General features: G+C 56.5%; 24 protein-coding genes, 1 tRNA gene and 1 pseudogene. 9 read left to right on the top strand and 17 right to left on the bottom strand.

All coding sequences use genetic code 11. From position 1 onward, the window contains the following. Positions 1-90: 90 nt before the first annotated feature. Positions 91-2,025 carry a RecQ family ATP-dependent DNA helicase gene (locus AC1DWG_RS13670; protein ID WP_477787901.1) on the bottom strand — a complete coding sequence of 645 codons (1,935 nt, stop codon included), beginning with the start codon at positions 2,023-2,025 and terminating at the stop codon, positions 91-93. 267 nt (positions 2,026-2,292) lie between these two features. Here AC1DWG_RS13670 and AC1DWG_RS13665 point away from each other — a divergent pair, with 267 nt between their 5' ends. The 8 genes from AC1DWG_RS13665 (at position 2,293) to AC1DWG_RS13630 (ending at position 9,588) form a co-directional block, all read left to right on the top strand. After that, entirely contained in the window at positions 2,293-3,357 is a 1,065-nt protein-coding gene (locus AC1DWG_RS13665; protein ID WP_477787933.1) for a S8 family peptidase, read from the top strand. 252 nt (positions 3,358-3,609) lie between these two features. Then, the gene (locus tag AC1DWG_RS13660; RefSeq protein WP_223462748.1) at positions 3,610-3,900 is read left to right on the top strand and encodes a hypothetical protein; all 291 of its coding nucleotides are present in this window, start codon (positions 3,610-3,612) and stop codon (positions 3,898-3,900) included. Between the two features lie 243 nt (positions 3,901-4,143). Then, a complete protein-coding gene (locus AC1DWG_RS13655; protein WP_007972813.1) occupies positions 4,144-4,365 on the top strand; it encodes a tautomerase family protein in 222 nt (73 codons plus the stop codon). Then, positions 4,362-5,018 (top strand): DsbA family oxidoreductase, encoded by a 657-nt coding sequence (locus AC1DWG_RS13650; protein WP_477787900.1) that lies wholly within the window; start codon positions 4,362-4,364, stop codon positions 5,016-5,018. Before AC1DWG_RS13655 ends, AC1DWG_RS13650 begins: the two co-directional genes overlap by 4 nt. A 44-nt stretch (positions 5,019-5,062) precedes the next feature. After that, complete coding sequence (locus tag AC1DWG_RS13645; protein ID WP_477787899.1) at positions 5,063-5,773, top strand: SDR family NAD(P)-dependent oxidoreductase; 711 nt, start codon at positions 5,063-5,065, stop codon at positions 5,771-5,773. A 608-nt stretch (positions 5,774-6,381) separates the two neighbouring features. Beyond that, on the top strand, positions 6,382-7,512 hold the full coding sequence (locus AC1DWG_RS13640; protein WP_477787898.1) for a DUF262 domain-containing protein: 1,131 nt from the start codon (positions 6,382-6,384) through the stop codon (positions 7,510-7,512). Then, positions 7,505-8,614 carry a DUF3696 domain-containing protein gene (locus AC1DWG_RS13635; protein ID WP_477787897.1) on the top strand — a complete coding sequence of 370 codons (1,110 nt, stop codon included), beginning with the start codon at positions 7,505-7,507 and terminating at the stop codon, positions 8,612-8,614. The genes AC1DWG_RS13640 and AC1DWG_RS13635 overlap by 8 nt, the downstream gene beginning before the upstream one ends. Continuing rightward, positions 8,611-9,588, top strand: coding sequence for a hypothetical protein (locus AC1DWG_RS13630; RefSeq protein ID WP_477787896.1), 978 nt, complete (start codon positions 8,611-8,613; stop codon positions 9,586-9,588). Before AC1DWG_RS13635 ends, AC1DWG_RS13630 begins: the two co-directional genes overlap by 4 nt. Before the next feature lie 135 nt (positions 9,589-9,723). Here AC1DWG_RS13630 and AC1DWG_RS13625 read toward each other — a convergent pair whose 3' ends face one another. The 10 genes and pseudogenes from AC1DWG_RS13625 to AC1DWG_RS13580 form a co-directional block, all read right to left on the bottom strand. Continuing rightward, positions 9,724-9,999: a hypothetical protein gene (locus tag AC1DWG_RS13625; protein WP_477787895.1), complete on the bottom strand. Its 276-nt coding sequence runs from the start codon at positions 9,997-9,999 to the stop codon at positions 9,724-9,726. Then, positions 9,996-10,975: pseudogene (locus AC1DWG_RS13620) on the bottom strand (integrase domain-containing protein). Before AC1DWG_RS13620 ends, AC1DWG_RS13625 begins: the two are co-directional and overlap by 4 nt. 904 nt (positions 10,976-11,879) lie before the next feature. Further along, positions 11,880-13,208 (bottom strand): tyrosine-type recombinase/integrase, encoded by a 1,329-nt coding sequence (locus AC1DWG_RS13615; RefSeq protein WP_477787894.1) that lies wholly within the window; start codon positions 13,206-13,208, stop codon positions 11,880-11,882. Positions 13,209-13,372: 164 nt separating this feature from the next. Further along, positions 13,373-13,448, bottom strand: a tRNA-Thr gene (locus AC1DWG_RS13610). 78 nt (positions 13,449-13,526) lie between these two features. Then, positions 13,527-14,351: an FkbM family methyltransferase gene (locus AC1DWG_RS13605; protein ID WP_477787893.1), complete on the bottom strand. Its 825-nt coding sequence runs from the start codon at positions 14,349-14,351 to the stop codon at positions 13,527-13,529. Between the two features lie 344 nt (positions 14,352-14,695). Continuing rightward, positions 14,696-15,925 (bottom strand): methyltransferase, encoded by a 1,230-nt coding sequence (locus tag AC1DWG_RS13600; protein ID WP_477787892.1) that lies wholly within the window; start codon positions 15,923-15,925, stop codon positions 14,696-14,698. After that, positions 15,906-16,595: an ABC transporter permease gene (locus AC1DWG_RS13595; protein WP_477787891.1), complete on the bottom strand. Its 690-nt coding sequence runs from the start codon at positions 16,593-16,595 to the stop codon at positions 15,906-15,908. The genes AC1DWG_RS13600 and AC1DWG_RS13595 overlap by 20 nt, the downstream gene beginning before the upstream one ends. Then, positions 16,592-17,287 (bottom strand): ABC transporter permease, encoded by a 696-nt coding sequence (locus tag AC1DWG_RS13590; protein WP_008046524.1) that lies wholly within the window; start codon positions 17,285-17,287, stop codon positions 16,592-16,594. Before AC1DWG_RS13590 ends, AC1DWG_RS13595 begins: the two co-directional genes overlap by 4 nt. 78 nt (positions 17,288-17,365) lie before the next feature. Next, positions 17,366-18,112, bottom strand: a complete 747-nt coding sequence (locus tag AC1DWG_RS13585) for an ABC transporter substrate-binding protein (RefSeq protein ID WP_477787890.1) — start codon at positions 18,110-18,112, stop codon at positions 17,366-17,368. Positions 18,113-18,125: 13 nt separating this feature from the next. Next, on the bottom strand, positions 18,126-18,899 hold the full coding sequence (locus AC1DWG_RS13580) for an ABC transporter ATP-binding protein (protein WP_007972784.1): 774 nt from the start codon (positions 18,897-18,899) through the stop codon (positions 18,126-18,128). A 564-nt stretch (positions 18,900-19,463) separates the two neighbouring features. On the opposite strand from AC1DWG_RS13580, the gene gabP reads away from it, so the two are divergent. Continuing rightward, positions 19,464-20,855, top strand: a complete 1,392-nt coding sequence (gene gabP, locus AC1DWG_RS13575; RefSeq protein ID WP_477752658.1) for a GABA permease — start codon at positions 19,464-19,466, stop codon at positions 20,853-20,855. 77 nt (positions 20,856-20,932) lie between these two features. Here the strand turns inward: gabP and vapC are convergent, their stop codons facing one another. From vapC to AC1DWG_RS13545, 6 genes are all read right to left on the bottom strand, one after another. Further along, complete coding sequence (gene vapC / locus AC1DWG_RS13570) at positions 20,933-21,340, bottom strand: type II toxin-antitoxin system tRNA(fMet)-specific endonuclease VapC (RefSeq protein ID WP_477763788.1); 408 nt, start codon at positions 21,338-21,340, stop codon at positions 20,933-20,935. After that, positions 21,340-21,570, bottom strand: a complete 231-nt coding sequence (gene vapB, locus AC1DWG_RS13565) for a type II toxin-antitoxin system VapB family antitoxin (RefSeq protein WP_223544571.1) — start codon at positions 21,568-21,570, stop codon at positions 21,340-21,342. Before vapB ends, vapC begins: the two co-directional genes overlap by 1 nt. A 168-nt stretch (positions 21,571-21,738) precedes the next feature. Further along, positions 21,739-22,191 carry a hypothetical protein gene (locus AC1DWG_RS13560; RefSeq protein WP_477763789.1) on the bottom strand — a complete coding sequence of 151 codons (453 nt, stop codon included), beginning with the start codon at positions 22,189-22,191 and terminating at the stop codon, positions 21,739-21,741. A 6-nt stretch (positions 22,192-22,197) separates the two neighbouring features. Continuing rightward, positions 22,198-22,614 carry a hypothetical protein gene (locus AC1DWG_RS13555; protein WP_477752655.1) on the bottom strand — a complete coding sequence of 139 codons (417 nt, stop codon included), beginning with the start codon at positions 22,612-22,614 and terminating at the stop codon, positions 22,198-22,200. Between the two features lie 36 nt (positions 22,615-22,650). Continuing rightward, positions 22,651-23,625 carry an alpha/beta hydrolase family protein gene (locus tag AC1DWG_RS13550; protein WP_477787889.1) on the bottom strand — a complete coding sequence of 325 codons (975 nt, stop codon included), beginning with the start codon at positions 23,623-23,625 and terminating at the stop codon, positions 22,651-22,653. Between the two features lie 68 nt (positions 23,626-23,693). Continuing rightward, positions 23,694-24,752, bottom strand: a complete 1,059-nt coding sequence (locus AC1DWG_RS13545) for a PDDEXK nuclease domain-containing protein (RefSeq protein ID WP_477787888.1) — start codon at positions 24,750-24,752, stop codon at positions 23,694-23,696. Positions 24,753-24,935 lie beyond the last annotated feature (183 nt).

Here is a 24,935-nt window from a genome sequence, read left to right as displayed (position 1 = left end):
GCCTGCTCGCGATAGCGGTGTGTCAGTCGCCATCACTGTTGAATGTTCCGGCCTTATCGCGAGCAGGCTCGCTCCCACATTGACCGTGTTTCAGCCTGCCAGATGTTGTTCAGCCCACTCCCGCACCCGGGCAAACGGATAATCTTCCAGCGCCGCAAACCCCGAAATCGTCCTTGCCTTGAGCTTGGTGAACAACGGCACACTGATCCCGCACAGAAACCGTGTCACGCGTTCAGCCGAGGGCACGTTGCCCGTGTGCTGCTCGTGCCTGTGGATAAAATCGCCACACAGCGTTTCGAAATTTTTATCCACAAGCGCCGGCAACTCCGGTGGTGCCGGTAGCCGCGCCACCTGTCCATGACACACCGAACAGTGTCCACATTGCTGCGGTGCATTGTGGTCACCGAAATACTCGGCCAGGCGATAACCCAGGCATCGGTCGGTAGCGAACAGATCCAGCATCGCGTGAATCCGCGCGACTTCGGTGTGCTCATGCCGAGTGAAATAGCCGTGCAGCTCCTCGCTCAACGCGACGTTGTCGAACCCGCTTTGCAGCACGCTGTAGACCTCGGTCATCTGCTTGCTTTCGAGCTCCACCCAGCCCTTCTCCTGGAAGTAATCCAGCGCCTTGACCACCCGACTGCGCTCGGCCTGGTGCTGCTCGTACAACGCTTCGAAATTCACCGTGGCCCAGGTCCGGGCGCGGCTGGAAGTCTGGATGATCGCAGCGACAAAATCCCTGCGCTCGCCTTCGAAACGCGCCAATAGCGCCTCGGGCTCCAGCAAATACTTGAAACGGTACTCGGCGTAGTACGCATAGCGCGGGGCGATCAACCCGCGCAACTCGAGTTGCACCAGCAAGGTCTTGAGCGGCAACTGGCGAATATTGCTCTGATCGGCCAACGGTCCCAGCAGAAACTCCCACTGGCCTTCGGGTGCTGCGGCATGCATCTCGTCAAGCACGCAACGGATGCCATCCAGCTCGGGCGTGTCGCCGTAAACGAAATTCTCCAGCACGTTGAGGCTGTCGCGGTTGGCCAACACCAGGCAGTCCGACGGCTGCCCGTCACGCCCGGCGCGGCCGATTTCCTGGCTGTAGTTTTCGATGGATTTTGGCAGGTCGAAATGCACCACGTTGCGGATGTCACTCTTGTCGATGCCCATGCCAAAGGCGATGGTGGCGACGATGCAATTGGACTGCCCGCCCATGAAGCGACGCTGGATCGCTTCCCGTTGCTCATGGGGCAACCCGGCGTGATAAGCCTCGGCCTGAATGCCATTGCGGTTCAGGTGTTCGGCGATGTGCTCGGCGGTTTTCTGCAAGGTGACATAGACGATGCCCGGCTGGTCCGGACGCTGGCTCATCCATTCGACCAGGCGCCTGCGCTTGTCCGCTCCGCGAACAGGCTCCACCAGCAAATTCAGGTTCGAGCGATAGAAACCGGTGGTCACTACATCCTCGGCGGCGATGGCGAATTTCGCCTGCATGTCGGCGATGACCTTGGGCGTCGCCGTTGCGGTCAGCAGCAGCACCTGCGGGATGTTGAACTGGCGTTGATAGTCGGGAAGCTTGAGGTAGTCCGGGCGAAAGTTATGACCCCATTCGGAAATGCAATGCGCCTCGTCCACCACCAGTAGCGAGATCGGCACCTGCTGCAGAAAATGCCGGAAGCGCTCGTTCTTCAGGCGCTCCACTGAGATCATCAGAATCTTCAACTCGCCGGACTTGGCACGGGCCATGACATCACTGGCGTCATCGCGGCTCTGGGCCGAATCGATACTGCCCGCCGAGATGCCGTGGCGCTGCAGGAACGCCAACTGATCCTGCATCAACGCCAGCAACGGCGAGACCACCAGCGTCAGGTGCGGCAGCAACAGCGCCGGCAATTGGTAGCAAAGGGATTTGCCGGAACCGGTGGGGAAAATCGCCGCCGCCGAACGCCCGGCCAGCACGGCACTGACGGCCGCCTCCTGACCGGGTCGAAATTGTGGATAACCGAAAACCTGTTCCAGGGTGTTGTGCATAAGCTGTCACTCCGTTGACCGCTGCAAAGCCAAAAGACTAGTCGGTGATCGCAGCGAATCGAGAAAAGGTCGGGGCATAAACGATACGGGATGATACAGCCTCAACACGCCCTGCTGACGCCACAGATCGAAACACAAAGAGCACTTTGCCACCTGACGCCCCGTCTCCCCCCACAGGTATGGTTCACCCCCACACCCGTAACGCTGCGCGAAGTCTTCATGACAACAGGAGGCCTGATGTGCGCGGCCCCTGCCGAAGGACCGATCATGTTTCAACGAACTGTTTTTCCATTTGCTCTGTTGCTGCCAGTGCCGCTGCTGCTCAGTGGATGTCTGACCACGCCCGAAAAGCCCGCAATCAAACCGGGCACATTCGAAACAGCCGAGTATCACGCTCAAAAGGGGTTGGCGGTCATCCAGGCATCACGCCTGTACGCACGTGGCGGCACCGGCCAAGGCGTACCAGTCGCGTTGATTGACTCAGGCCTGAACGCCGAACTACCAGAATTTCAAGGCAGGGTCCGCGACCCCGGTTTTGACTATGTCGAGAATCGTCCCGGTACCCATGATCGCGTTGGCCACGGCACTCAAATGGCCGGCATTCTGGCCGCCAACAAAGACGACCGGGGTATGCACGGCGTTGCGTTCAACGCTCAACTGATCCCCTACCGTTTCGGTGACGACAACGAACCCTTCTTCTTCGACAGTGAGATTTCCCGCTCCTGGCAAGCCGGGTTCGATCTCGGTGCGCGCATATTCAACAACTCGTGGGCCAATGCCATTCCAGCAACGGAAATCACTGAAGCACGTTACAAACAGATCATGCCCGACTCGCTGACGAGCGCGCGAAAACTGGTTCAGCAAGGCGCGGTATTTGTGTTTCCGACCGGTAATGAACTCAAACGAGAGCCTCTTGCAGAGCCGGGTTTACCCCTTGCCATCCCTGAGTTGGAAAAGGGCTGGATCGCCGTAGTTGCATTGAAAAACGATGGCAGTGCCATCAATGGCAAATCTAACTATTGTGGTGTCGCAGCGGCCTGGTGCATCGCCGTTCCTGGTGGGGACTCAGGCGCAGACCAGGGATTGCTGACCACTGGCAAGGACGGCAAATACGTCCAGACTGCCGGTACGTCCCCCGCCGCCGCGTTGGTCAGTGGCGCGTTGGCGGCAGTCCAGAGCCTGTACCCAGAAATGAGTGCACAGCAAGTGCGCAACCACTTGCTTGAAACCGCAAACCGGACCGGTCTCTACGCCAACAGTGAAGCCTACGGCCGAGGATTGCTCGACCTTGATGCGGCGTCGCGACGTCCTCGCGCACCGGCAGTCGATTGAGTCCGGCCCATCGAGCACCCTACATATTTTTCTGCGCAGCTTTGTAGGAATCATTTCCTGTAGAAGCATTCTTCGATACAACCCTGGGGGGTGCGTAGGAGCATTCCTCCCAAGGCAGTAAACGCCCTACAAAACCTGTCCATTGCGGCTGTATTGCTCTGCTTCGCCACACTCTTCATAGTTTTAGCGCGGCTGAAAATACTGTGGCGGCCTGCCGGATCACCTCCGATCTCTTACAGGACTGAGACATCAATGCCCTCGCTAAAGACATCTACCGAACGCTATCAGTCGCTCAAATCCAGCTACAGCGAAACCCCGGTGCTGGTCATCGATACCGAGGCCGACCCCTTCGAGATCCTCGACGCCGCCCGACAACGCATCCGCGCCGCCAGCGACCTGCTCGAAACCCTTTATTGCACGTGTTTCAAACAGGCCGAAGCGAGCGACATCCCCAAGATCGTCAGCGCCCTGTACCTGCTGACCCAGGACGGCAACGACATGCTCGACATCGCCCGGCAGCGCTTGCCGAAACTCACCGGCTGAAGCACCACCACAATCCCCTGCCGGAGCATCATTCGCACCGCGGACATTTATGTTCTCGCAGTGCATTGCCATGGCGGCTGTGTGCGGGACGCCTTCGGGCGAGCCGGGCGTTCTACAGCACTAATTACACCACGTAACGAATGAAGTTCCCGCCCCCACCTTTATCCCCTCCCGCCAACCCCCTACATTCACCTCCAACGCCTCTCCCATCATCCCGACGGGAAGGTCACTGGAGTTTCCCTCATGCCTTTCGTAACCGTACGCATCACCCGCGATGGCGTTACCACTGAGCAGAAAGCTCAGGTGATTGCCGAAATCACTGAAACACTGGAACGCGTCCTCAACAAACGCCCTGACCTGACCCACATCGTGATCGAGGAAGTCGACACCGATAACTGGGGTTACGCCGGCATCACCACCACCCAGTACCGCAAGCAACTGGCCGAGGCGGAGGGGAAGTCATGACGTCCTCCGTCACCATCGATTTCATTTCCGATGTGGTGTGCCCCTGGTGCGCATTGGGGGCGACGGCGCTGGAGCAGGCGATCGAGAACGTGGCCGGGGAAGTCTCGGTCGAGCTGACCTACAAGCCGTTCGAGCTGAACCCGAATATGCCGGCCGAAGGTGAGCAAGCGGTCGAGCACTTGATGCGTAAGTACGGGAGAACCGCCGACGACATCGCCGCCGGTAAGGCCATGCAAATCGCACGCGGCGAGGCCATCGGCTTCAAGTTCGATCTGGAGAAGCGCACGCACTTCTACAACACCTTCGATGCGCACCGTTTGTTGCTGTGGGCGTTGCAGGAAGGCCGGCAAGTCGAGTTGAAGAAGGTGCTGCTACGGGGCTATTTCAGCGAAGGCCAGAACCCGAGTGATCACCAGGCGCTGGTGCGTCTGGCGACTGAAGCGGGGCTGGATGGGGCAAGTGCACAAGAGGTGCTGACGTCCGGTGCGTTCGCCGATGAGGTTCGGGAACTTGAAACCTACTACCAGCAGCACGGCATCAACTCGGTCCCAGCCATGGTGCTGAACGGTCATCACCTGGTGTCCGGCTCGCAATCGGTCGAGTACTACGAACAGATGTTGAGACAAATGGCCAAGGCACCGGCCGAAGCCTGATTACAGATTTTCTACCCCACTTTTAATTGTCAGAGGTCTTCATCATGAGCATTTCGAAAAAAGTCATCGTCATCACCGGCGCATCCCAAGGTCTTGGCGACGGTATGGTCAAAGCCTTTCGTGAACTCGGTTACCGGATCGTCGCCACATCGCGCTCGATCAAGCCGTCCACCGATCCGGACATTCACACCGTGGCCGGTGACATCGGCGAGCCGGAAACCGCCCAGCGCGTCATCCGCGAAGCGATTTCCCGTTTCGGTCGCATCGACACCCTGGTCAACAACGCCGGGATCTTCATCGCCAAGCCGTTCACCGCGTACACCGCAGAAGACTACGCCAATGTGTTGTCGGTGAACGTCAACGGCTTCTTCTACATCACCCAACTCGCCATCGCCGAGATGGAAAAACAGGGCAGCGGCCACGTCGTCAACATCACCACCAGCCTGGTGGACCACGCCATCGACGGCGTGCCATCGGTGCTGGCTTCGCTGACCAAAGGCGGCCTCAACGCGGCAACCAAATCCCTGGCCATCGAATACGCCAAGCGCGGGATTCGGGTAAACGCCGTCAGCCCAGGCATCATCAAGACCCCGATGCACGGCGAAGAAACCCACGCAGCACTGGGCAATCTGCACCCGGTCGGGCGCATGGGCGAGATCGATGATATTGCACAAGCAGTCGTGTATCTGGACGGCGCCAAGTTCGTTACCGGCGAAATCCTGCACGTGGATGGTGGTCAGAGCGCGGGGCACTGAAAGCGCTTTTTTAAAGCTCGGAAACAACAAAGCCCCTGCATTTCTGCAGGGGCTTTGTTTTGTATGGTGCGGCACCAGACGAACGGTATGTTTCGGCGAGAGTAGGTTTTTCGGGCGTCTGGAGTTCGCTGGAAAATTCGGCGTACCCCAACTAGTAACTATAAATAAATCAGCTAGTTATGGCGTTCGTTGGAATCGAACTCGGGATTTTTTAGATGTCAGCACATTGTCGGTCTGTAAGTAATTCAGAGCCGCATACGAATGGTAAACCTCCTGAATTTGAACGTTGTCGATCATCCCCTCCGTTGAGAATAGGCAGGAATCCGCCAAAAGCTGCCGTAGTGATAGGCAGCAGACGGCCCTTTTGCTGCCCTTCGCGACAGGTAACAACCGGCCATGATCTGCCGATCGTCGGCCAAGGGGCCAATTCTACCTAGGCAATGACAGCTACGTGGGGGCTCGCCATCCTATACGTGAGTTTGCGATGGCCATATTATGGGCCCAAGCAGGAGTTATTCAGCGACGCCGCAGACGAAGCTCGCCACATCAAGCACGGCATGATGCAAAAAGTGCTAATGGATAACGCGCAATAAATTTAAGGGAACAATATGACTGATTACCTAGAAACCGATCTCGATGAGGAGTTGATCGCACCTGGCTCAGAGGAGGAGCCGGAACTGCTCGATGAAGTAATGCATCCGTTTAATCCTACGGATATCGATATTGTGGTGGAGCCCAAGTCGCTGGACGCGCTAATAAAACGAATACAGCACAATGAAATCGATATGAATACCGATTTTCAACGACATGCTGAGTTATGGGATAACCGCAAGATGAGCCGGTTAATCGAGTCGATATTGATACGATTTCCATTGCCCGCTTTTTACTTTGATGCATCTGACGAAAACAACTGGTTGATTGTGGATGGATTGCAGCGACTATCAACCATTCGAAAGTTTGTTTTGGATAAAAAACTTCGTCTGAACGGGCTTGAGTTCTTAACCGAACTTAACGGCAAGACCTTTGACAAACTGCATCGTCAGTATCAGCGCCGAATTGAGGAATGCCCAGTAACCGTTTACATGATTAAGCCGGGCACCCCGGATGACGTTAAGTACTCTGTGTTTCGTCGGATCAATACCGGCGGCCTAACGCTTAACAATCAAGAGATACGCAATGCGCTCGCCAAACCCAGGGATCGTGAGTTGCTAGAAGAACTAGCGAATTTAGAGTGCTCGAAAATCATGCTGGGCGATTTATCTAAGCGCATGAAGGATCAAGAATTGGTGTTGCGCTTCTGGGCCTTTTTTCGCTTTGACTATCTTGACCCTCAAAACAAAAAGGAAATAGCCTCGTTTTTAGACAAGGCAATGGAAGACATTAAAAGAGGCGACGAACAATACCGCGAAAACTTTAAGAACCAATACTCCACTGCCATTGAACGCTGCTACCAATTGCTCGGCAGGTCCGGATTTGAAAAAGACCCTCAGTCTAACTCTCGCAAGCCTTCAAAGAACTCAACACTGTTCGAGGTTTGGATGGTCGAGCTGGCCAAGATAAAAAATTCGGACTTCACAATCCTAGTTAGCAAAAAATCCAAGTTGCGCGAAGAGCTGTTAAACTTGCTCAAAGACAGCGAATTTTTTAATGCAATCACTTACTCTACACAGAAAAAAATTCACGTAAAAATTCGCTATAAAAAAGTTCAAACCCTGATCGACATGGTGCTAAATGATTAAATTCATTAATGTCAAAAACTTTAAAACCTTGCTGAATGCCAGCTTTCCGCTTGGAGCTTTAAATTTATTCTCAGGCCTTAACGGCATGGGTAAATCAACCTTGATTCAGAGCTTGCTCCTGCTGCGGCAGTCGTATGAACGAAACACCCTGCAGAACAAAGGGTTGTTATTAAATGGTGATTACGTCAACATTGGAACTGGCAAGGACGCACTTTCAAGCTTCAGCGAGCAGGAAGAAATCATATTTACCGTCAAGTGGAATGAGATAGCACAGCCTGTCGTCTTTGAGTTTGACTATCAGCATGACTCGGATTTATTGCCGTTGCGTAGATCGGGAATAGATGGGCATTCTGAAACCTTGAGCCTATTTAATTCTAACTTTCAGTACCTAAGTGCAGATAGATTGGGCCCGCAAAGCCATCATCAGCTGTCTGAATTCCATATTCGTGACTTGAAATCCCTTGGCCACCATGGTGAGTTCGCTGTGCATTTCATAGCGGTAAATGGCGCTAAAGAACTTGAGATTGCAGCTTTACAACACCCCAAAGCTGTTTCCGGAACCTTGCTTGCAAATATTGAAGCTTGGATGTCAGACATCACCCCAGGTCTTAAAATCAAAGCGGTGGCACAGCCACAGTTCAATTCGGCAAGCCTTAGTTACTCGTTCAACCAAGGCAAAGACACAACTGAAGAATTTAAACCTCAGAACGTTGGCTTTGGCCTTAGTTACGTTCTGCCTGTTATTAGCAGTATTTTAAGTTCTGCCAAAGGCGATTTGCTGATTATTGAGAACCCAGAATCGCACTTGCACCCTGCTGGTCAGGCTCTTATGGGAAAACTGTGTGCGATAGCAGCGAAAAACGACGTGCAGCTAATTGTTGAATCTCATTCCGACCACTTTCTAAATGGCATCCGGGTTGCGGTGAAGCAACAAATTGTAGAAGCCAGTGATGTAAAGGTTTTTTTCTTGCAGCGTGATGTTCACAATCCAATCCATGCTTCAGAAGTGATGTATCCAAATATCGATGACAAGGGGCGCATTGATTGTTGGCCAGATGGCTTTTTTGACCAATGGGATAAGGAACTGGACCAATTATTATGAGCAATGGAATTGTGCTTAACCATCACTCTTTGCCCTTTACCTGTAAAGAGGATGCAGATAATGGATTATTAGTTTTTTTTAACGTACTCAAGATTTGCCGTAAGGCAGGCTTAAAAGTCCTACTCGTCGATAAGGATCAGGATAAGTCGCTTATGGGGCTGGAGCTTGCGAGTGGTTACTTTGTCCGCAATTGGTTTGCCTCGGCCAGACAAGTTGCTGAACTTGCGGACTGCTGTCGGTTTTTGAGATCTATAGAAACCAAGCAACCACTCTTTCAAAACGTAGACATTGAAAGCGTTGGCGACACTATCGAGGTCGGACTTCCAGGCGAGGGTTCTGGTAAGCCAGTTTTGTTGGCGGCGTTTTATTTTAGAACATTTCTTGCAAGCTTTACTGCTTTGCCTGATTGGGCGAATGCCCGCATCAATGTATGGATTTTTGAACTTGATGCAACACCGCAGCAAAGAGAGGAAAACATTCTAAATCTTAGTAATGGGGATAGCTTGGCAGCCCATGGCGAGGAACTAACGCTGCGCCGTAACTCGTTGCTTGATAACGCAAAAAATATCTGGCTGCAAAGAGCTAGCTTACTTCCAAATATAACATTACTTGCAAATCAAATAGGAACCACCCTCCAAAGTTGGTCTGCCCGACCAGATATTTTATTAAAGTCCAGAGATGCGCTAAACATTTTGGAGTTATTTTGCGTCAAATGGAATGCCGGCGAATACGTTGAGTATAGGCACGAGTATTTAAGAGATTTGGGGCTTGCCGCTGAGGTAAGCGGCGAGTCTGCAAGTGTTAACGAGGACGCCAGAAAGAAGAAAGAGCGACTTTTCTGGCTGGATGATGGGCGTCAGGTTTACTGTGAGAATCATGTTAAGTTACCTGACGGGTATCGCATGCATTTTTATCCCGATCCTGCTAAAAAGCGTATTTATGTAGCTTATCTCGGCCCACATTTAACTTTATGAATCAAGCGACACCAAATTGCCAGCGTTAAATTTATGCAGTTCAGAGTTCCTAGATATCGGGCGAGCATTACTAAATACTTACTTGTTTCATACCCATATCTGACCGACTGGTCTTGGCCGTTTTCTGACCTTCGTTTAGCGGTTGAACTGCCAGAGTTTTCCTAAGCGATGAGTGAGTAATTGCATGGTCAGCAAATAGTAATAGCGCGTCGATTCAGTGTGCTGGTTTAGGTTGTGATTCAAAAACCACGCAAGGTGTTTTCTCTGCCAAGTCCATGGATTGTCGCGTTGCCAGCGCTCAGCGATCGCTGTTTGGATAGCCTTCGCCTGACGCAGGTGGCGTTGGCGGGTGGTGTGCGATCCGGTCAGGACTCCCGCCAGGAACAGCTCCATATCGAATGGCTTGCTCATGCTCGGCCACCGATGTACGCCGATACCACATCGATACGGCCGTGTCCGAGCTCATAGCTGATTTGTAAGCGTGCCTCTCGATCAAGACGTGGATTGAGGCGCCTGCACCTGCCACCGTTGATGGGCGCAAGATGATGGGTGATTTGCTCATAGCGTTGGCAAGCATAGGCTGCCCGCAATTCGTGGAAGCCTTTGAGATTTTGCGTATGGAGGATATCTCGGGCGGGGCGGACGATCCCCTGCAAGAAATCGAGGTAGCTTTCGTTCGGTGCCAGCAGGTTGCGGCCACCATCGGGCGAAACCTGTTCGGCGTACCTGAGCGCTTCGCGAATATGGTCATCCACCGTGATCCAACGAGGCGCGGTTGCGCCGCCGCGGCCACCTTTGTTGCCGTCCTGGATGTTGATTTTGTCGTAGTGTTCGGCTTCACGTTTTAGGCGGGGAAGGTCGGCCAAAATGGCCTCGCGCAAGCGCATGCCAGTGGCTCGCGCCAACTGCACGATGGCCGCGGCGCGCGGCTGCTGGTGTGCGCAAAGCACCTCTACGATCCGCTTCACCTGTTCGCGGTCTTGGCCTTGCGGCACTGAATGACGAACACTGGTGCGCCGCATTCCCAACGCCTTGCTCGGACTCACGACCTTCACATACGGATCACCGCGAAGCGCAGCCAGGGTCCGGTTCAGGCTGGACAATCGGTTTGCGCGGTGGCGATGCCTATAGCGCTTTGTTCAACTTGCTGACGCAGATATCCGGCGTAGTCCAGCAAGGTCTGCCGATCAATTTGTCGCGCATCGTTAAATCCTGGTCCATCCTCCGACCGACACCACCGAACAAACGCCTGCCAGCGATCACTGTGCGCCTTCACCGTGCCGTAATGCCCGCTACCAAACAGATCCCGCAATGCCTGCGGCCCGGCATAGCTCAACTGCCGACCATAGCCAAAATTGCGCCCATCTCGCCTGCCCACCAGTGGCATGATCAAACTCCTCCCGAAACCAAACCTTTGAAACCTTCCCCACGTCATCCCGCCAAGAATGTTGAGTGTTATCAGGGATCAAGGCCCCTGCGACCTGTGAGGGTTGTCCACTAACGCGGGACTGGCGGCTCTTTACGACCGGGAGCTTGGGCATTTCATGATCTGGCCTCCTGAACACTTCCGAAGACGTGGGCGGGTGGAGGCTGCACTGGCTGACGAGACCGGCGCCGCGAGATCCTGAGTCGGGTGAAGGCAGTGAAGCGATGACCGGGGCATGCCTGACTGTCAGTCAGGTGCAGTCCGTTCCTTGGGTTGCGGCACCATCATCTGCATCGCTGTTGCTGGTGATTTCGGTGTTTGTCACGCCGATTGTCACGAGGGGAAATGCCGCAAAGCCTTGTACGAGTTGGGCTGCAGCAGCGGTACGAGCGCCCGTCTCTTTCTAGAAGAAAGAGACGGGCGCAGGTTGGCGCAGTGAAATGGCCAAGCGGATAGGTTGCTGCAGGGCAGCTGGGTAGGGGGATGTATTTGCCGCAATGGCAATGATCTGAAGTAGGCATCCATCACTCGGTGAGTGACTGTGCGAGCCGCCGGACGCTAATCGCACTTTGGGAGAACCACCACGGTGTGGCGTAGCCTCAAAGGTTCTGGCTACCTGGGTTGCTGTCGACGACAGCGCTTTGCCCGATCTTTTCTACGCCTGTGGATAATTCGGGTCAAGGCTCGAATTTTCGGGGATTCTGCGGCTGTGGATGAAATTATCCACCGGTGGAAATCAGTGGTTTTCCACAGACAGTCGCGTGGGCTTTAGATTTTTTAAATGAGGTCCATCCAAGCAGGGCGGCTTTGCAGCCCCGCTTGGATGGACCCGCGTGGAAGGGCGGACTGCGGTGATCTCATTGGCTTACCCACGTTTGGATGCGCCACGGCTATTTTGTAGGGCAGTGATGTTGTCGCCAACTGGGTGAGCGAACTCGTGGGGAGTCACATGCCCATGGCGGTTGGCGTCGATGTAGTTGCTCCACCACGCCATGATCAGCCGGCGCTGTTCGAGGAATTCGGCCTTGTGGATATACGCGGCGCGCACGCGGTTGCGTTCCTTGTGGCTCATTTGTCTTTCGATGGCTGCATCGGTCCATAACCCGGACTCCAGCAGAGCGCTACAGGCCATGGTCCTGAAGCCGTGGCCGCACACGTCCTTGCTGGTGTCATAGCTGACGTTACGGAGCATGGTGTTCACCGTATTCTCGGACATGGGCTTCCAGTACTTGTGGTCGCCCGGTAGCACCAACTCTGAAAAGCGACTGAGGCTTCGCAGGCGCTCCAGTATTTCGATGACCTGCGGCGATAGCGGAACCATTTGAATGTCGCCGTTCATCTTGGTCCCACGTGTGGAGTTGCGTACCCCTTCAATCGGTGCGCGTGTATCGGGGATTTCCCACATGGCGCGTTGGAGGTCGAACTCACTCCATCGCGCGAAGCGCAGTTCGCTGGAGCGGACGAATACATGCAGCGTGAGCAGGACGGCAAGGCGCGTCAGTTCGCGGCCGTTGTAGTTGTCGATACGGTGTAGCAGTTCGGGTAGGCGGTTGAGGGAGAGGGCCGGGCGATGGACTGTGCGCGGCGCGTGAATCGAGCCTGCCAGATCCAGTGCAGGATTCATGGTGATCTGCCGGGCTCTTTTTGCCCCGCGCATGATGGTGGATAAGTAATTCTGTACCCTTAACGCCACATCCATGGTGCCGCGTTCCTTGATGCGCTGGGTGATTTCTAGCAGGTCATGGGTATCGAGTTCAGCGATGGGGCGTTGGCCGATCAGCGGGAAGACGTGGGTGCGCAGTCGGCTCATTACGGTTTTTGCGTGGCCTTCGGTCCAGCGGCGGGACATATCAGCGTGCCACTCCAGGGCGACGGTTTCGAAAAGCAGTGCCGCCCGCTGGGCTACGATCTTGGCCTTCTTCTTTTCTTCCATTGGGTCGAGGTTGTCGAGCAGCAATGCCTTGGCTTCGTCTCGCTTACGCCGTGCGACTGAAAGGGTAACTATGGGGTAATTGCCGATGATGAGCGTACCTTCCTTGCCGTTGGGCTTGGTGTACTTCAAGCGCCAGGTCTTCACGCCATTGGGTTTGACGAAAAGGTACATGCCGCCACCGTCGAACAGTTTGTAGGCGCGCTCGCGGGTTTTGGCCGTGCGGCATTGCAGGTCGCTGAGAGGGATCGCTAGACGTGGCATAGGGGTACGCGCTCCTGACCGGAAAATCGCAGTACCCCTAACATACCCTCGGGGAAGGGGGATTTTGTTGGATCCCGACAGAGGGTCCTGGAACGAAAAAACCCGCCAAATGGCGGGTTTTCGGGGCTTCCAGAGCATTCAGTAGAATGCAATGGAGCCTAATGTGGTGCCGGCACCAGGAATCGAACCCGGGACCTACTGATTACAAGTCAGTTGCTCTACCATCTGAGCTATACCGGCGTGTCAGGGCGACGATTATAGCGATTGGTTGGCTTCTGTAAACCCCTGAATTCTGACTATTTTTGTTCGAGCTTCAGGTCAGGCGCGCAGCAGGGTTTTCTTGAGTTTCTGAATGGCTTGCCAGGTTCGACTGTTTTGCATTGCGCGCAGCTGTGCTTCGGCCTGTTCGGCGCGTTGCAGGGCAGCGGCGAGCTGGTGTTCGGTGTCGCCGATGGGGTGGCTGAAGTTGTGGCCTTTGCAGAACTGGAATTCGTCCAGGTTGCACGGCGGGATGTCGAAGGCGGGTTTGAGGTTCAGGTGTTCTTCGGCGAGGTAGTAGGTGTTGATGCCGTCGAACAGGATGGATTGGTAGCCGGCGTCAATGACGAGGTTTTCCCAGGTCTGGTCGCGGTCCCAAGGGGTTTCGATGAGGATTACCCATGGTCGCCATTGGGTGAAGTCCATGCCACGCAGGACGGTTTCTTCGTGGCCTTCGACATCGATTTTGAGGAAGTGAATGGCGCGTCCCCGGGCGTGTTCTTCGCAGATGGAGGTCAGGGTGCGGGATTTGATCGTTTGGCTGCGCACGTCCATGCCGGCGTCTTTGTGCATTTTGGCCATGGCCGGGTCGAGGGTCGAGAGGCCGGTGCCGGCGATGCCGTAGAAGGTCAGGTCGTCAGCACTTTCACCGGCCGCGCATTGCAGGTTGGTGTCTTTGGGACGTTGCTGGCACAGGGCTTCGTAGTAGTTGGGCATCGGTTCGACGTTGATGCCGGTCCAGCCGTTGTCGTAGAACGCCTTGGTGACCGAATCATGGGTGGGATGGTTTGCCCCGACGTCGATGTAGAAGCCGTTCTCGACGGTTTTGAGGGCGCGCCACAGGCGTATGTCTTCGAAATTCTGTGCGTAAGAAATGAAAGTCACTGGCGCATCCTGTCGGAAGAATGTTCTTGTTCGTGGCCGCGCATGCTGGCGCCCTGGCGTTTGTGTATATCAAGAGAAGTGCAGCGGTGCAATTTCCCCTGTCTGCGATCCGGGATTAGGCATTTATGTCGTTTTGATTAAATGCTTATGCACAATGCCATCGGCAGCGCACTGGGTTTAAGTCGAATGTGTGGATCCGTTCTCATTTGTCCGCAAATGCCTGTTTTTTCGATTTTTTATCCGAGTGTAGAAAAAATGAACAATATGGTTTTAGCCCTGAAACTGGCATGAATATTGGATCCACGATAATTCCATCAACAGAGTTATCCACAGGTCGAATGTGTTTAAGCGCGTTCGGCCAGGAGCAGGAAATTACGCGGCGTGAGCGGGGTTTCGCAGAAGGTGCCGATGCGGACGCTGTAGCCCTGTTCGGCGAGGAAAAGTGCCCGGTCAAGGACCAGCCAAAGTTCCAGTGGACGTCGGAAAAGTCCGCGTAGTAGTTCAAGGTTGCGCACTTCGGCCAGGCGCTGCCAACCGGCGGCTTCGAGGGCTGGCCAATCTTGCGGGACGATTGTGGATAACTCTTTGAGTGCGGCCAGGTGATGGCAGTAATCGGCGAAGGGTTTGTCCAGCCAGGCGCTGGGCAGGGAAGGGGTTGGCAGGTACTCGTCCATGCTGCGCAGTTGCCGTTGCAGCAAGTCGAAGCCCAGACGCCGGGCCATGGAGGTGTCGCGTTGACGTCGCACGCGGGCACCGGCGGTAACGGTTTCGCTCATGGGCAATGCGAGGTCGTCGAGGGAAAGCTGTAAGCCGGAGCCTTTGGCGGCTGAGGAAATCGGCGAGTATTGGGCAAGACCGATCCGGTTGTAGCAGCACGGCGCAATGGCGATTTGTTTGCAGCCTGTTGCGCTGGCGAGTTGAATCAGTCGCACATGCAAATCACCGCAGGCGTGAAGCGCGACGGGCGTGTGATGCGCACTCAGTAGACAAGCGGCGTCTGCCGCGAGCACATCCTGTTCGATATGCAGTGCGTGCAGGTGATGACGTTGGCTGAGTGCCTGGCCGCTGGTGACCAGTGCCGGGTCGTATTCCAGGCATGTCAGTTGTTGCCCCGCTTGCAGCAGGCGGCGCCCCAGATGTCCCTTGCCCGAGCACCAGTCCAGCCAATGCCGCGGTGCCTCGGAAAACTGCAATCGACTGGCGAAGGCTTCGATCTGTTGCCATTTGCGCCCCGGCACATCGACGTTCAACCGATGGCCGGCCGCTTCGAGTGTGCGTGCGGGCAATTCATCCACCGCACTCAAGGCAACGGACATCATTGCCAGGCAAGCAAAGGGCTCCGGCGCATTCAGCAGGGCAGGTTGGTTGTGAGCGTTTTCCGCGTCGTCCAGCGTTCGCTCGCGTAGCCATGCGGCCAGCTCCGGGTAGGACGCTTCCCAGGGTAGCTGTAGATGAGTGAACGGTCGGGGTTTCCACAGTGCCTGATGCTCTGTCAGAAAAGCATCCAGCGCGGTGAAACGGGCTAGCAGGATCTCGCCCGTCAACACGCCGGTATCAACGCCCTTGGCAGGCATCGACGCGCAGCCAGCGCTCCAGCTGCTTGAAGCCGCGCACCAGCACATAGGCCATCACCAGGTAGAACATGCCCGCGGCGAAGAAGATCTCCACCGGCAGGTAGGTCCGGGCAATGATGGTGCGGGCCATGCCAGTCAGTTCCAGCAAGGTCACGGTGCTGGCCAGGGCGCTGGCCTTGAGCATCAGGATCACTTCGTTGCTGTAGGCCGGCAGGCCGATGCGCGCGGCACGCGGCAGGATGATGTAGAGCAGCGCTTTGGGTTTGGACATGCCCAGTGCCCGTGCCGCTTCGATCTCGCCCGGTGGAATCGCCTGGATAGCGCCGCGCAGGATCTCGGCGATGTAGGCCGCTGTGTGCAGGGTCATGGTCGCCGTGGCGCACCAGAACGGATCGCGCAGGTACGGCCACATCGAGCTGTTTCGAATTGCGTCGAACTGCGCCAGGCCGTAGTAGACCAGGAACAGCTGAACCAGCAACGGCGTACCACGGAAAAAGAAGATGTAGCCGTAGGGAAATGCCCGCACCCACCACAGGCGCGACGAACGGGCGATGCCCAGTGGAATGGCCAGTAGCAAACCGGCGATCACGGCGATGGCCACCAGTTCCAGGGTCAGGGTCGCGCCCTGGGCCAGTCTCGGCAGCCACTTGATGATGACTTCCCAGTTCATTGGGTGCTCCTCGCGAAGCCGCGAGCGGCGCGTTTTTCCAGGAAGTGCATGCCGGTCATCGCCAGCACCGTCAGGCCCAGGTACATGAACGCGGCCACCATAAAGAAGGTGAACGGCTGTTTGGAGACGGTCACGCCGATTTGCGCATGACGCATGATTTCTTCCAGGCCGATCACCGACACCAGCGCGGTGTCTTTCATCAGGATCATGAACAGGTTGCCCAGGCCGGGCAGGGCGATGCGCCACATCTGCGGCATGATCAACTTGGTGAAGATGCGCCACTTCGACAGGCCCAGGGCCACGCCGGCTTCACGATGGCCTTTGGGGATGGCGAGGATCGCGCCGCGAAACACTTCCGTGGCGTAGGCGCCGAAGCACAGGCCCAGTGCAATCACGCCGGCGGCGAAAGCGTTGAGTTCGAGGTCGGGGTTGCCGAAGAACTCGCCCAGGGCACGCATCAGGTTGACCGTGCCGAAGTAGATCAACAGCACCCAGAGCAATTCAGGGATGCCGCGAACCAGGGTCGAATAAGTGCCGCCAAGCCATTGCAGCGGCTTGTACGGGGAGGTCTTGGCCAAGGCGCCGAGCAGACCGAGTACCAGCCCCAGGCACAGGGCCGAGAGTGCCAGTTTCACAGTCATCAGCGCGCCAGCGGCGAGCGCCGGGCCGAATCCGTAGAGGTCGATAATCATGGATTTCTTTTCAAATCGCGGCAGGCAAGGCCGAGAACCGGCGCCGTCAAACGGCAGCGCCGGTCAGGCAGGTCAGAATCAATAGATGCTGAACGGGAAGTACTTGTCGTTGATCTTCTTGTAGGTGCCGTCAGCGACGATTTCTTTCAGCGCGGTGTTCAGCTTCTCGCGGATCGGGTCCTTCTTGCGCACGGCAATACCGATCTTGTCGCTTTCTTCCACTGGATCGCCCTTGAACTCATAGCTACGGCCAGCGTCGCTTTTCAGCCATTCGTAGTTGACGTACTTGTCGGCCAGGATGCCGTCCAGGCGGCCGGAAGTCAGGTCGAGATAGGCGTTTTCCTGGGTGTCGTAGAGTTTGACTTCAACGCCCGGCATGTTGTCTTCCATGAAGGTGCCTGCCAGGGTCGAACGCTGGGCGCCGATCACCTTGCCTTTCAAGGAGTCCTTGTCAGTTTTGAAGTCGATGTCTTTCTTGGCGATGAACTGCAGCTTGTTGGAGTAGTACGGGTCGGTGAAGTCCACCGCTTGCTTGCGCTCGTTGGTGATCGACATCGAGGAGATCAGGAAGTCGAACTTCTTGGCGTTCAGGGCCGGGATGATGCCGTCCCAGTCGGAGGTCACGACGGTGCATTCGACTTTCATCTTGGCGCACAGGGCGTCGCCGATCTCTTTGTCGAAGCCGACGACATTGCCACTGGCATCTTTATTGTTGAACGGCGGGTAAGCCGCTTCGATGCCCATCTTCAGGGATTCGGCCATGGCACCGGCGCTGAACGCCAGGGTGACGGCGGCAGCCAGGAAGACCTTTTTGCAGTTCTGCATGTGGATAGCTCCGTTAGCGGTTGCTGGACATGAATTGTTTGCAGCGCGCCGAAAGCGGGTTTTCAAACACCTGCTGTGGCGATCCTTGCTCTTCTACCAGGCCCTGGTGGAGGAACACCACTTCACTGGAGACCTGACGTGCGAAGCCCATTTCGTGGGTCACGAGCAGCATGGTGCGGCCTTCTTCGGCCAGCGCGCGGATGACATTAAGTACTTCCTGGACCATTTCCGGGTCAAGCGCCGAGGTGGGTTCGTCGAACAGGATGACCTTGGGCTGCATGGCCAGGGTGCGGGCGATGGCCGCCCGTTGTTGCTGGCCACCGGACAGTTGCGCGGGATAGGCATGGCGCTTGTCGGCGATGCCAACCTTGGCCAGCAGGGCTTCGGCCACTTCGATGGCTTCGGCCTTGCTCTGGCCGAGCACGCGGCGCGGGGCTTCGATGATGTTGTCGAGCACGCTCATGTGCGGCCACAGGTTAAAGTTTTGAAACACAAAACCGATTTCGCTGCGCAGGCGGTTGATCTGCTTGCCGTCGGCGGCCACCAGTTCGCCGTTCTTCGCGGCCTTGAGCTTGAGTTCTTCGCCGGCGACCAGGATCTGGCCCTGGTGCGGGTTTTCCAGCAGGTTGATGCACCGCAGGAACGTGGACTTGCCAGAGCCGGAGGAACCCAGGATCGAGATCACATCGCCGTCGCGGGCGGTCAGCGAGATGCCTTTGAGCACCTCCAGCGAACCGTAGCGTTTGTGCAAGTTGCGGATTTCAAGCGCGGGCGTGGCCTCAGCCATGTGCGTTCCTCATATATGTTGCGCTCCTGCTGTTGGCGGCCTTCCTGGCGAGGCGGCCAACCTAGCATAGCGTTTCAATGGCAGCCAACAGCGCTACGGACGGTAAACGGCTGGCGTGTGGCAGGTTGTCGCATCGGTGCAGCAGACTGTCGCCCCATCAACAACCGAACAGCCGTTTGAACCTTGCCTGTCGATAAAAAGCGCGGCGGCTGCCGCAAAAAAAGGCGCGATGTTGCCAGCTTTGACAGGGTGTTGGAAGCGCTATCCGGCCAAATGCACCTCTTGTGCACTTTTAATGTGCGCGGAGCCATTTTCAGGTGTGTTTCCGGTGCGCTGATTCGCCCCACAAAGTGGGTGGCAGGGTAACGCTCTGGCGAAGTGCCATTAAATTCAATGGGTTGCGATGACTGTCCGGTCGAGGCGAGATCGCCGGGTTAGAGGGTTTTGAAATATTTTGGCGCAATTATTGCGTGCAGAATCCAGAACGCCCTGTTGGCTTCTTTTTACGAGAAGGATCGCCGAACGGGATGCACGCATTCGCTTCTCCTTACAAAGGTAGTTTTAATGAGCAGTACCCAAAGCTCTAATGGCCTCGAACAGGGGCTCAAACCGCGCCACGTGACCATGCTGTCGATTGCCGGGGTTATCGGCGCCGGCTTGTTCGTTGGCTCGGGTCACGCCATCGCCGCTGCAGGTCCGGCTGTTCTGTTGGCTTACGCCGCCGCCGGCATGTTGGTGGTGCTGGTGATGCGCATGCTCGGCGAAATGGCCGTTGCCTCGCCGGACACCGGTTCGTTTTCGACTTACGCCGACCGCGCGATCGGTCATTGGGCCGGTTTCACCATCGGCTGGTTGTACTGGTGGTTCTGGGTGCTGGTGATTCCACTGGAAGCCAACGCCGCCGCGACCATCCTGCATGCCTGGTTCCCTGGTGTGGACATCTGGGCCTTCGCCCTGGTCATCACGATGCTGTTGACCGTGACCAACCTCTTCAGCGTAAAAAACTACGGTGAATTCGAGTTCTGGTTTGCCCTGATCAAAGTGTTGGCCATCATCGGTTTCATTGTTCTGGGCCTCATGGCGATCTTCGGCTTCCTGCCGGGCAGCCAGGTCAGCGGCGTTTCCCATCTGTTCGACACCCAGGGCTTCCTGCCAAACGGCATGGGCGCGGTGTTGGGTGCCATCCTGACCACCATGTTCTCCTTCATGGGCACCGAGATCGTGACCATCGCGGCCGCGGAGTCGAAGAACCCTGGCAAGCAAATCTCCAAGGCCACCAACTCGGTGATCTGGCGGATCGGCTTGTTCTACCTCGTGTCGATCTTCATCGTCGTGGCCCTGGTGCCATGGAACGACCCGGTACTGGCCAGCCTCGGTTCCTACCAGACTGTGCTTGAACGCATGGGCATCCCGAATGCCAAGATAATCGTCGACATTGTGGTGTTGGTCGCCGTGACCAGCTGCCTGAACTCGGCGCTCTACACTTCGTCGCGGATGTTGTTCTCCCTGGGCAAGCGCGGCGATGCGCCGGCCATGTCCACCCGCACCAACAAAAGTGGTACGCCTTACTGGGCGGTGATGCTGTCCACTGGTGCCGCGTTCCTGGCAACTTTCGCCAACTACGTGGCCCCGGCGGCGGTGTTCGAATTCCTGCTGGCCAGCTCCGGCGCTATTGCTCTGCTGGTGTACCTGGTGATTGCGATCTCGCAACTGCGCATGCGCAAACAGCGGGTGGCTCGCGGTGAGAAAATCGTCTTCAGCATGTGGCTGTTCCCGGGCCTGACCTACGCGGTGATCGTGTTCATCGTCGCGGCCCTGACCATCATGCTGTTCCAGGAAGCCCATCGTGTGGAAATTCTCGCGACCGGCTTGCTCAGTGCTCTGGTGGTAGCGGCCGGCTTGTTGGTGGCTCGCCGCCGCAACCTGGAAAAACGCGGCGCGGTGGTGCTGAACTGATCCATACCGCGTAATGCAAAACGGCCGCTGTCAGTGATGACGAGCGGCCGTTTTTGTTTCTGTCGATTGTTCTGTGTTCAGTCGACATGAACCCAGTCTTCTACGCGTAACCCTGGAACGCGCTCGAACTCCCGCAGGTTGTTGGTGACCACGATTAACCCGCGTGAGCGTGCGTGCCCGGCAATCATCTGGTCGTACGGGCCTATGGGTGTGCCGGCCTTTGCCAGTTCGGATCGAATCATTCCGGTGTGCGCTGCTGCTTCGTTGTCGAAGGGCAGGACTTCAAGTCGGGCGGCGAAGCCCTCGATGACCGCCAGGTTTTTTTCGGGCGCTGCTGATTTTTCCGCGCCGTAGATCAGTTCCATCAGCGCGACCGCACTGATGCACAGTTGGCCGTGATGACGGTTGAACGCCTCCCGTACCACCTGTGGTTTGTTCTTGATGGTGAAGATGCAGATGTTGGTATCGAGCATGTACTTGATCATCAGAACGACTCACGCTCCTGCTCGGCGGGTTGCTCGCGATCGGTCATGAAGTCTGCCGTGATGCTTTCGCCATCGAACCAACTGTCCCAGGTTTCACCGGCGGGAGTGATGATTCGGCTTCGACCTACGGCGACGACGTCGACTCGTTTCACGTCGCTTGGCATGGCTACAGCTTTCGGCAGGCGAACGGCCTGGCTTCGATTGCTCATGAAAAGGGTTGTCTGTTCCATTTGGACCTCCTGCGCTTTTGCTGGCGCGATGTGTCCAAAGGATAGGTTTTGCGCTGGATATGTCAATGGGATATACGCGGTGCCTGACGGAAGGAAAGCACTCGATTCAGAGCTAAAAAGGCCGCTGTCAGTGATGACGAGCGGCCGTTTTTGTTTGAGTCGTAACCCTTACTCGGCTTTTTCTTCCGGTACTTCCAGCGACTCGCGGTAGACATCCAGTGCAGCGCTGAAATCGGCGATGAACTGCGGCTCGCTCAGCCATGCCTGGGCGGCGTCGCGGTCCATGCCGTCGGCCCACATGCGGTAGTCGATCAGCATGTCGGCGGCCAGGTGGGTGGCGGCCATGCCTTCGTCATCGGCGTTTTCCATGTCCAGCAGTTCTGGATGGTCGATGATGATAAAGGCGAGGTTCGTCAGCAGCACCGAGAGCATTTCGCTGCGGTTGACGGTTTCCGCGTCGCGCATTTTGCTGAACATCGCCAGGGTGTATTCCGGGATCGGTTCGGCGAGGTGGCCAAGGTCATCGTCCAGCGCGGCGGGTTTGCGGCCGTGGATATTGATCTGCTTGGCTTTGGCTTTTGCACGCTTGGCGCGTTTCTGTTGCTTGTTCAGGGAGGCCATGGGAACTCAGTTCGGTTTCTGTTGGGTTTGCGCGGCAATGGCGTCGGACGCCGCCACGTAGTCAGCCTGGAAGGCCGGTGATTCGATCCACGCCAGGGCGCTGGCTTCGTCGGTTTCGGTCGACCATTGGCGATATTCGATCAGAGCAGCGAGGATGAAGTCTGTCGCTGTTTCCTCACCTTCCTGCTCCAGTACCAGTGCGATAAGCGGATGTTCCAGAAAGGCCGCGCACATGGCCTGCTGGCTGATCTTTTGTGCGTCGATCATCTCCTTGAACATGTCGGTCAGGTCCACCGATTCGAAGTCGATGCGATCATCGTTCGGGTCCAGTTCCACCGGCGCGGCAGCCCGCTGGGTGCGGTTCTGCTTGGCCTTGGCCTTGGCGCGGGAGGCGCGTTTTTGCTGCTTGTTGGCGGAGGCCATGGGCGTCGTTCCGTATTCGTTGAAAGGGCAATTGACTTAGCTGCGCGGTACTCGCCGCCCGGGGGTATCGGGGGCCAGTTCGCCGTTTTGCAGCCAGGCCAATGCAATGGGCCATAGTGTGGCTTGGTATGCGCTGCGAAAAAAGGCGAAATGTCCGACTTCTTCTTCGCCGATGTCTTCGGGATGGATACGCAGGTGAGAGTTTGTGCTGCCGGTGAAGTAGCCGAGCAGGCGTTCGATGGCCGGAATTGTGCCGTAGGGATCGTCGCTGATGCTGATGGCCAGGGTTTGCGCGGTGACACCGGCAAAGGGCAGCTGCCCGGCGGTTTTGCTGATTGTGCGGGCGCTGGAGCGTTTCTCGAAACGGGCAGTGGAGAAGCTCCAGTCACGGACCACGCCGGCGGGTGTGTCTTCCAGCCATCCGAGGCGTTTGCCCGGAAAGTAGCCGTAGATCATCGTTACCAGTGGCATCAGCACATGCCACTTGGCGAACATGCGCCAGCGATGGGCAGGTGCATAGTCGCGCCAGTAAGCGAATTGCGCACCGACCGTCACCAGGCGCCGGATCAGGTGCCCGGACGCCCCCAGCCCCGCTGCACAGCCGCCAAAGCTGTGGCCGACCACATCGATAGGCTGCCTTGGGAACTCACGCTGTGCGCGCTCGAGCATCGCCTCGAAATCCAGCGCTCCCCAATCGCTCCACGAGGCTTGAAGCCCCTTGAGCGATGCCGGCCGCGACTCGCCGATGCCGCGGTAGTCATAGGTGATGACATCGAAGCCGTGGGCGAACAGGTAGTCGGCAAAACGCGAGTAGTGGCGACAACGGACCGAGGTGGCGGCATTGATGATCACGACCGGACGAGCGGCGTCCCGAGAGGGGTGTCGCCAGGTGAAGCCACCGAGGATGAAACCGTCCGAGGCGGTTTCCTTGAATGGTTTGCCGGGCGTGGTAATCGGCAGCGGCAACTCGATTTGAGTGGGGGCCGGTGGAGGCGTGTCCTGCAAATTCATCGGCATCAGTCCTTTGCGGGTAGCTGCCAACGATAGTCTTGATGCCGTTGATGAACAATCCGTTCGCCTCAACGCGGTTGTTGATCGAGCAGTCGTTCTTCAAGTGCCGCCCATTGCCGATCCAGTTCGTTACGCAGTTCCTCTTCACTCGGCAGGACAAGCTTGTACTTGCTGGCGAGCAGTTGCTCGTTGCCTTCCAGCACTGAGTAACGCACCACGGATTCATCCTTTTGCGCGCAGAGAATGATGCCGACGGTGGGACTGTCTTGCGCGCCACGTTTGAGGTCGTCGTACATGCTCAAGTACATGTCCATCTGCCCCAGATCCTGATGGGTCAGTTCACCGCGCTTGATATCGAAGATGACGAAGCACTTGAGCAAGTAGTTGTAGAACACAAGATCGATGTAGAAGTCTTTGCTGTCGGTACTGATGCGTTGCTGGCGGGCAATGAATGCGAAGCCCTTTCCCGGTTCCAGCAAGAAGCCCTGCAATTGTTCGATCAGCGCTTGTTCGATCTTGCTTTCCTGAAGCTTGCCGGCATTGGGTAAACCAAGAAACTCCAGTACCACCGGATCACGGATGAAATCCCGAGGGCTGGCCTTCATGTTCTGAATGTGGGTGGCGGCCTCCTGCTTGAGACTGCCGCGATCGCGGCTCGCCAGCAGGCGTTCGTAGTACAGCGTATTGATCTGGCGCTCCAGCGCTCGGCTTGACCAGTTTTGGGTGACTGATTCGTTCATGTACCAGAGGCGCGCGCTGTCGTTGTCGACCCGAAGCAAGCGGCGGTAGTGGGTCCAGCTCAATTCGTGACGCAGTGCGTCACGAATTGGAAAGGCTTGATAGAACAGACGCATATACCGAAGGTTGGAAGCGTCAAATCCCTTTCCGAATTCCGCAGTTAGCACTTTGGCCAAGGTCGACAGTAACTCTTTGCCATATCTCGCACGCCGAGCCCCTTCCTGCTCGAACTCGACAATATGTCGCCCGATCTGCCAACAGGTTTGCACTTGAACGGTATCGACCGCCCGAAGTGCCTTCTGACGTGCCTGATGGATCAATTTGCCAAGGCTGCCAAGCAGTGATGCGAGATGTGGGTCGTGAGTGTCGTTGGGTGTGAGGGCCGTCATGAAGTCTTCCGCAGCAGGTTGAACAGCGAAAGAGAATGACAAGTGAGCACCCTTCGAAGATGCCGGGAGTTACTGAAACACAGGCAGGAAATGCCGGGTTCGCTGGCAGGACGTGTCGGAGGGCAGGTGAGGGCTGCGGAACAAATGGCGTAGTACGTTTCGTACTCAGGCCAAATCAATCTG

The organism is Pseudomonas sp. P4_B3, assembly GCF_056402295.1.
Note: the sequence above shows the minus strand (reverse complement) of the source record. Positions and strands in the feature narration are given on the sequence as shown.

Bases quoted from the DNA above. Each gene is read 5' to 3' on its own strand.
- AC1DWG_RS13550 (WP_477787889.1), bottom strand. From the start codon at position 23,625: ATGAATTTGCAGGACACGCCTCCACCGGCCCCCACTCAAATCGAGTTG.
- vapB (WP_223544571.1), bottom strand. From the start codon at position 21,570: ATGGAACAGACAACCCTTTTCATGAGCAATCGAAGCCAGGCCGTTCGC.
- AC1DWG_RS13630 (WP_477787896.1), top strand. From the start codon at position 8,611: ATGAGCAATGGAATTGTGCTTAACCATCACTCTTTGCCCTTTACCTGT.
- AC1DWG_RS13615 (WP_477787894.1), bottom strand. From the start codon at position 13,208: ATGCCACGTCTAGCGATCCCTCTCAGCGACCTGCAATGCCGCACGGCC.
- AC1DWG_RS13635 (WP_477787897.1), top strand. From the start codon at position 7,505: ATGATTAAATTCATTAATGTCAAAAACTTTAAAACCTTGCTGAATGCC.
- AC1DWG_RS13660 (WP_223462748.1), top strand. From the start codon at position 3,610: ATGCCCTCGCTAAAGACATCTACCGAACGCTATCAGTCGCTCAAATCC.
- AC1DWG_RS13585 (WP_477787890.1), bottom strand. From the start codon at position 18,112: ATGCAGAACTGCAAAAAGGTCTTCCTGGCTGCCGCCGTCACCCTGGCG.
- AC1DWG_RS13650 (WP_477787900.1), top strand. From the start codon at position 4,362: ATGACGTCCTCCGTCACCATCGATTTCATTTCCGATGTGGTGTGCCCC.
- AC1DWG_RS13665 (WP_477787933.1), top strand. From the start codon at position 2,293: ATGTTTCAACGAACTGTTTTTCCATTTGCTCTGTTGCTGCCAGTGCCG.
- AC1DWG_RS13545 (WP_477787888.1), bottom strand. From the start codon at position 24,752: ATGACGGCCCTCACACCCAACGACACTCACGACCCACATCTCGCATCA.
- AC1DWG_RS13670 (WP_477787901.1), bottom strand. From the start codon at position 2,025: ATGCACAACACCCTGGAACAGGTTTTCGGTTATCCACAATTTCGACCC.
- AC1DWG_RS13580 (WP_007972784.1), bottom strand. From the start codon at position 18,899: ATGGCTGAGGCCACGCCCGCGCTTGAAATCCGCAACTTGCACAAACGC.
- AC1DWG_RS13625 (WP_477787895.1), bottom strand. From the start codon at position 9,999: ATGAGCAAGCCATTCGATATGGAGCTGTTCCTGGCGGGAGTCCTGACC.
- vapC (WP_477763788.1), bottom strand. From the start codon at position 21,340: ATGATCAAGTACATGCTCGATACCAACATCTGCATCTTCACCATCAAG.
- AC1DWG_RS13600 (WP_477787892.1), bottom strand. From the start codon at position 15,925: ATGCCTGCCAAGGGCGTTGATACCGGCGTGTTGACGGGCGAGATCCTG.
- AC1DWG_RS13560 (WP_477763789.1), bottom strand. From the start codon at position 22,191: ATGGCCTCCCTGAACAAGCAACAGAAACGCGCCAAGCGTGCAAAAGCC.
- gabP (WP_477752658.1), top strand. From the start codon at position 19,464: ATGAGCAGTACCCAAAGCTCTAATGGCCTCGAACAGGGGCTCAAACCG.
- AC1DWG_RS13595 (WP_477787891.1), bottom strand. From the start codon at position 16,595: ATGAACTGGGAAGTCATCATCAAGTGGCTGCCGAGACTGGCCCAGGGC.
- AC1DWG_RS13655 (WP_007972813.1), top strand. From the start codon at position 4,144: ATGCCTTTCGTAACCGTACGCATCACCCGCGATGGCGTTACCACTGAG.
- AC1DWG_RS13590 (WP_008046524.1), bottom strand. From the start codon at position 17,287: ATGATTATCGACCTCTACGGATTCGGCCCGGCGCTCGCCGCTGGCGCG.
- AC1DWG_RS13555 (WP_477752655.1), bottom strand. From the start codon at position 22,614: ATGGCCTCCGCCAACAAGCAGCAAAAACGCGCCTCCCGCGCCAAGGCC.
- AC1DWG_RS13640 (WP_477787898.1), top strand. From the start codon at position 6,382: ATGACTGATTACCTAGAAACCGATCTCGATGAGGAGTTGATCGCACCT.
- AC1DWG_RS13645 (WP_477787899.1), top strand. From the start codon at position 5,063: ATGAGCATTTCGAAAAAAGTCATCGTCATCACCGGCGCATCCCAAGGT.